At 71.6% G+C, this 6605-nt stretch carries 1 protein-coding gene; it reads left to right on the top strand.

Annotated elements, in window-relative coordinates; genetic code table 11:
• Nucleotides 1-469: 469 nt before the first annotated feature.
• The coding region (locus E2C05_RS33425) for a beta strand repeat-containing protein (RefSeq protein WP_158292385.1) at nt 470-6605 on the top strand (6136 nt) is incomplete at its 3' end.

The following is a 6605-nucleotide window of genomic DNA, read 5'->3' as shown; positions in this document are numbered from 1 at the left end:
CCCGGCCTGGTGCCGTGCCGCCGGCCGCGCGCCCTGCCGGGGCGGCGCCGGGAAGGCGCGGCCGCCGTGACCGCCGCCCATGCCGGCAGGCCCCGGCCGGATCGGCCGAAGCTGCGCCGCCATCGCCCGGTGACCGTCCCGGCGATGGCGACCGAACGGCGCCATGGTCGCCCGGTTTCGCCCGGCACGCCCATGCCGCGCATCGGCGCCCGGTGCCGGTGAAGGATGCGCGGGCCATCGGCGAGGCAGCGGCGCGCGCCTTGGCCCGCGGCCTGACCGGCCGGGGCGCGGCACGATGCGCGAGGCGTGAAGCCTTCCTGAAGCGGTGCAGGCCCGGCATCGCTCCTCCTGCATGCGGAGCGTTCCCGCCCTAAACCGAAAATCAAGCTTGAGGCATGCAGTTTGCCGCCGAACCCGGATCACGCTCCGGCACCCCGGTGCCGGCTACCCGAGCGAGGCTGCAGACGCCATGGCCATCTATGTCAATCCGCAAGCTGCGGTCCCTGGTGACGGCACGCTCGGCACGCCCTACAGCGTGGCGGAGGCGCTGGCCTTCCTGGGCATCGGGGGGAATGACGCCAACGACGTGACGCTGACCGGCGGCGCGCCCACGGTGGCGAACCTGGCCGCCATCGATGCCGCGACCACCGGCACGGTGACCTGGACCTCGGTCAGCGACACGGCGGCGAACCTGGCCGCCGATGCGGTGACGAATGGCGGCGAAGGCACCTATGTCACCGGCAGCGTCACGGTGACGGTGCAGGGCGCCGCCACGGTCAGCCAGCTCTTCAACATCGACGCGGCGACCACCGGCACGCTCAGCTACACCACGGTGGCGGACAATGCCATCGCCCTGGCCCAGGACGCGCTGCGCAATGGCGGCGCCGGCCGCTACGTGACCGGCAACGTCGCGGTGACGGTGACCGGCGGCGCGACCGTCACCCGGCTGAACGCCATCGACGCGGCGACCACCGGCGTGGTGACCGCCACCATCAGCGGCACGATCGGCACCCTGGCCGGGCTGACCGGCACCGGCAACGCCTATACCGTCACGGTGACCGACGCGCCGACGGTGGCCCAGCTGAACACGCTGGATGCGAAGACCACCGGCGTCATCACCGCGAGCGTCAGCGACACGGCCGCCGATCTGGCGACGCTGACCGGCACCGGCAATGCCTACACGGTCACCATCACCACCACGCCGAGCCTGGCGCAGCTTGCGGCGATCGATGCCGCCACCACCGGGTCCCTGTCCTACACCGCGGTGCAGGATTCGGCCGCCAACCTGGCGGCGGATGCGGCGACCAATGGCGGCGCCGGCACCTATGTCACCGGCAAGGACGTCACCTTCACCGGCACCGCCAGCCTCGCGCAGCTCGCGGCCGTGGATACGGCGACGACCGGGACCCTGACCTATGCCAGCGTCACCGACACGGGCGCCAACCTGGCGGCGGATGCGGCGCTGAATGGCGGCGCCGGCCGCTACATCACCGGCAAGGACGTGACGATCAGCGGCGCCGCCACCGTGGCGCAGTTCGTGGCGATCGACGCGGCGACCACCGGCACCCTGACCTGCACGGCGGTGAGCGACACGGCGGCGAACCTGGCCGATGCCGGGGCCGCCACCGTCATCGCGGGCAAGGCGGTCTCGGTCACGGATGCCGCGAGCATTGCGCAACTGAACGCCATCGACGGCGCGGGGCCGGCATCCCTCACCTATACGGGCGTGAGCGACACCGCGGCCAACCTGGCGGCCGATGCGGCGACCAATGGCGGCGCCGGGACCTGGGTCACCGACAAGGCGATCACGGTCACCGGCGCGGCGACCGTCGCCGAGCTGAACGTCATCGACGCGGCGACCACCGGCGTCGTCACCGCCTCGGTCAGCGATACGGCGGCCCAGCTGGCGACCCTGACCGGCACGGGCAACAACTACGCCGTCACCGTCACCGGTGCCGCCAGCATCGCCCAGCTGCAGACGATCGACGCGGCGACGGTCGGTACCGTCACCTTCGGCAGCGTCACCGATTCCGCGGCGAACCTGGCCGCGGGCGGCGCCGCCGACTACCTGGCCGGCAAGACGGTGTCCGTGACGGGCGCGGCCACGGTGGCGCAGCTGACCGCGATCAATTCCGCCGGCCCCGGCACGCTCAGCTACGCCACGGTCAGCGACACGGCGGCGAACCTGGCGGCCGATGCGGCGACCAATGGCGGCGCCGGGACCTGGGTCACCGACAAGGCGATCACGGTCACCGGCGCGGCGAGCGTCGCGCAGCTGAACGCGATCGATGCGGCGACCACCGGCATCGTCACCGCCTCGGTCACCAGCAGCGCCGCCGATCTGGCGACGCTGACCGGCACGGGCAATGCCTACACGGTCACCATCACCGACGCGGCCAGCATCGCGCAGCTGTCGGCGATCGACGGGGCGACCACCGGCGGGCTGACCTACACGGCGGTGGCCGACACGGCGGCGAACCTGGCGGATGCGGGCGCGGCCACCTACCTGGCCGGCAAGTCGGTGACGGTGACCGGTGCGGCGACCATCGCCGAGCTGACCGCCATCGACGCCGCCGGCGCTTCCGCCATCACCTATGCGGCGGTGAGCGACACGGCGGCGAACCTGGCGGCCGATGCGGCGACCAATGGCGGCGCCGGGACCTGGGTCACCGACAAGACCATCACGGTCACCGGCGCGGCGACCGTCGCCGAGCTGAACGCCATCGATGCGGCGACCACCGGCGTCATCACCGCGTCGGTCAGCGATACCGCGACCCAGCTGGCCACGCTGACCGGGACGGGCAATGCCTATGCCGTCACCATCACCAACTCCCCCAGCATCGCCCAGCTGCAGGCCATCGATGCCGCAACCACGGGTGCGCTGACCTACACCTCGGTCACCGATACCGCGGCGAACCTGACCGCCGGCGGCGCCGCCGCCTACCTGACCGGCAAGGCGGTGACGGTCAGCGGCGCGGCCACCGTCGCCGAGTTGAACGCCATCGACGCCCTGACCACCGGCGTGGTGACCGCCAGCATCAATGCCAACGCGTCCGTGCTGGTCGGGCTGAATGCCGGCAGCAATGCCTACAGCATCACCCTCGCCGACTCACCGAGCGTGGCGCAGCTGCAGACGATCGGCGCGGCATCCAGCATCGCGCCTACCTATGCCTCGGTGACGGATACGGCCGCCAACCTGGCGGCGGCGACGGGCGGAATCCTCACCGGCAAGACGGTCAGCGTCACGGATGCGGCGACCGTCGCGCAGTTGAACGCCATGGTTGCCGCGGGTGCCGGCGTCATCACCGCGACGACCAGCGGGACGGCGGCGACCCTGGCCGGGCTGACCGGCACGGGCAACCAGTACACCGTGACCATCACCGATGCGCCGAGCATCGCCCAGCTCCAGGCGGTGGATGCGGCGACCGACGGCACCATCACCTATGCCAGTGTCCGCGACACGGCGGCGAACCTGGTCGCCGGCGGCGCCGCCACCTACTATGCCAACAAGCCGGTCGAGGTCACCGGCACGGCGACCGTCGCGCAGCTCAACACGATCGAGGGCGCGACCAGCGATGTCGTCACCGCCACCATCAGCGGCACGGCGGCCGATCTCGCCACCCTGACCGGCAGCACCAGCCAGTACACCATCACGGTGACGGATGCCGGCACGATCGCCCAGCTCACCGCCATCGATTCCGCCTCCACCATTCCGCCGACCTATACCGCGGTGTCGGATACCGCGGCCAATCTGGCGGCGGACGCAGCCAGCAATGGTGGCACCGGCGTCTATGTGACGGACAAGGCCGTCACGGTCACCGACACGCCGACGGTGACGCAGCTGAACACCATCAACGCGGCGACCAGCGACGTGATCACCGCGACGATCAGCGGCACGGCGGCACAGCTGGCGGCGCTGACGGCGGGCGGCAACGCCTACACCGTGACGGTGACGGATGCGGCCACGATCGCCCAGCTCGCCGCCATCGATGCGGCGACCACGGGCAGCATCACCTATGCGTCGGTCACCGACAGCGCCGCCAACCTTGCGGCCGATGCGGCGACGAATTCGGGCGCCGGCACCTACATCACCGGCAAGGACGTGACAGCCACCGGCTCCGCCAGCATCGCGCAGCTCGTCGCCATCGACGCTGCCACGACCGGCACGCTGAGCTACACCACCGTGGCCGACACGGCCGCCAACCTGGCCGCGGATGCCGCGACGAATGGCGGCGCGGGCACCTATACCAGCGGCAAGGACATCACCTTCACCGGCGGCGCGAGCATCGCCCAGATCATCGCCGTGAAGTCGGTCACCGACGGAACCGTAACCTGGAACGCGCTGGCCGATACCGGGGCGATACTGGCGGCCGAGGCGGCGAATTCCAGCGACCCGGACAACTACCTCGCCACCGCAACCGCCGTGACCGTGACCAGCGGCGCGACGGTCGCCCGGCTGAACACCATCGACGCCGCGACGACGGCGGTGGTGACGGCGACGATCAGCGGCACGGCGGCGGCCCTGGCCGGGCTGACCGGCACGGGCAATGCCTACACGGTCACCATCACCGACACCCCGACCATCGCCCAGCTCACGGCGATCGACACCGCGACCACGGGCACGCTGACCTACGCGTCGGTGTCCGACACGGCGGCCAACCTGGCGGCGGGCGGCGCGGCGACCTACCTGGCCGGCAAGCCGGTGACCATCACCGACACGGCCACCGTCACCCAGGCCAACAGCATCGACGCGGCGACCACGGGCGTGGTCACCGGCGCGGTCAGCGGCACGGCGGCGGCCCTCGCCACCCTGACCGGCACGGGCAATGCCTATGCCGTCACCATCACCGACACCCCGACCATCGCCGAGCTGACGGCGATCGATGCGGCGACCACCGGCAGCCTGACCTACACGGCGGTGTCCGACACGGCGGCGAACCTGACGGCCGGTGGCGCCGCCACCTACCTGGCCGGCAAGGACGTGACCGTGCAGGGCGCGGCGACGGTTGCCGAGCTGAATGCCGTCGATGCCCTGACCAGCGGCGTGGTGACGGCCAGCATCAGCGGCACGGCGGCGGTCCTGGCCGGGCTGACCGGCACGGGCAACGCCTATGCCGTCACCATCACCGACACCCCGACCATCGCCGAGCTGACGGCCATCGACGCGGCGACCACCGGCAGCCTGACCTACACGGCGATCTCCGACACGGCGGCCAACCTGACGGCGGGCGGTGCGGCCACCTACCTGGCCGGCAAGGACCTGACCATCACCAGCACCGCGACGGTCCAGCACCTGACGGACCTGGACGCAGCGACCACCGGCACGCTGACCTACACCACCGTCTCCGACACGGCGGCGAACCTGACCGCCGGCGGTGCGGCGACCTACCTGGCCGGCAAGGACGTCACCGTTCAGGGCACGCCGACGGTCAGCCAGCTGAACAGCATCGACGCCGCGACCAGCGGCGTGGTGACGGCGACGATCAGCGGCACGGCGGCACAGCTGGCCGGGCTGACCGGCACGGGCAATGCCTATGCCGTCACCATCACCGACACCCCGACCATCGCCCAGCTCACGGCCATCGATGCCGCCACGACCGGCAGCCTGACCTACACAACCGTGTCCGACACCGTCGCCAACCTCACGGCCGGCGGCGCCGCCACCTACCTGGCCGGCAAGGACGTCACCGTGCAGGATGCGGCCAGCATCCAGCAGCTGACGGACCTGGACGCGGCGACCACCGGCACGCTGACCTACACCACCGTCTCCGACACCGCGGCGAACCTGACGGCCGGTGGCGCCGCCGCCTACCTGGCCGGCAAGGATGTCACCGTGCAGGGGGCGGTGACGGTCACCGAGCTGAATGCCATCGACGCCCTGACCAGCGGGGTGGTCACGGCCACGATCAGCGGCACGGCTGCGCAGCTCGTGGCGCTGACCGGGACCGGCAATGCCTATGCGGTCACCATCACCGATACGCCGACGGTCGCCCAGCTGGTGGCGATCGACGCCGCAACCACGGGCACGCTGACCTATACGGCCATCGCCGATACGGCGGCGAACCTCGTCTCGGTCGCCGCGACACCCTACCTGGCGGGCAAGGACCTGACGATCTTCGGTTCCGCCACGGTTCAGCAGCTGACCGACCTCGATGCGGCGACCACGGGTGCGCTGACCTATGGCACGGTCTCCGACACCGCGGCCAACCTGGCCGCGGGTGGGGCGGCGACGTATCTGGCCGGCAAGGACGTGACCGTTCAGGACACGGCGACGGTCGGCCAGCTGAACACCATCGACGCCGCGACCAGCGGCGTGGTGACGGCGACGATCAGCGGCACGGCGGCGGCCCTGGCCGGCCTGACCGGCACGGGCAATGCCTATACGGTCACCATCACCGACACCCCGACCATCGCCCAGCTCACGGCGATCGACACCGCGACCACGGGCACGTTGACCTACGCGTCGGTGTCCGACACGGCGGCCAACCTGGCGGCGGGCGGCGCGGCGACCTACCTGGCCGGCAAGCCGGTGACCATCACCGACACGGCCACCGTCACCCAGGCCAACAGCATCGACGCGGCGACCACGGGCGTGGTCACCGGCG

Origin of the sequence: Paracraurococcus ruber, assembly GCF_004353985.1 — a bacterium.
GTDB lineage: Bacteria > Pseudomonadota > Alphaproteobacteria > Acetobacterales > Acetobacteraceae > Paracraurococcus > Paracraurococcus ruber.
Note: the sequence above shows the minus strand (reverse complement) of the source record. Positions and strands in the feature narration are given on the sequence as shown.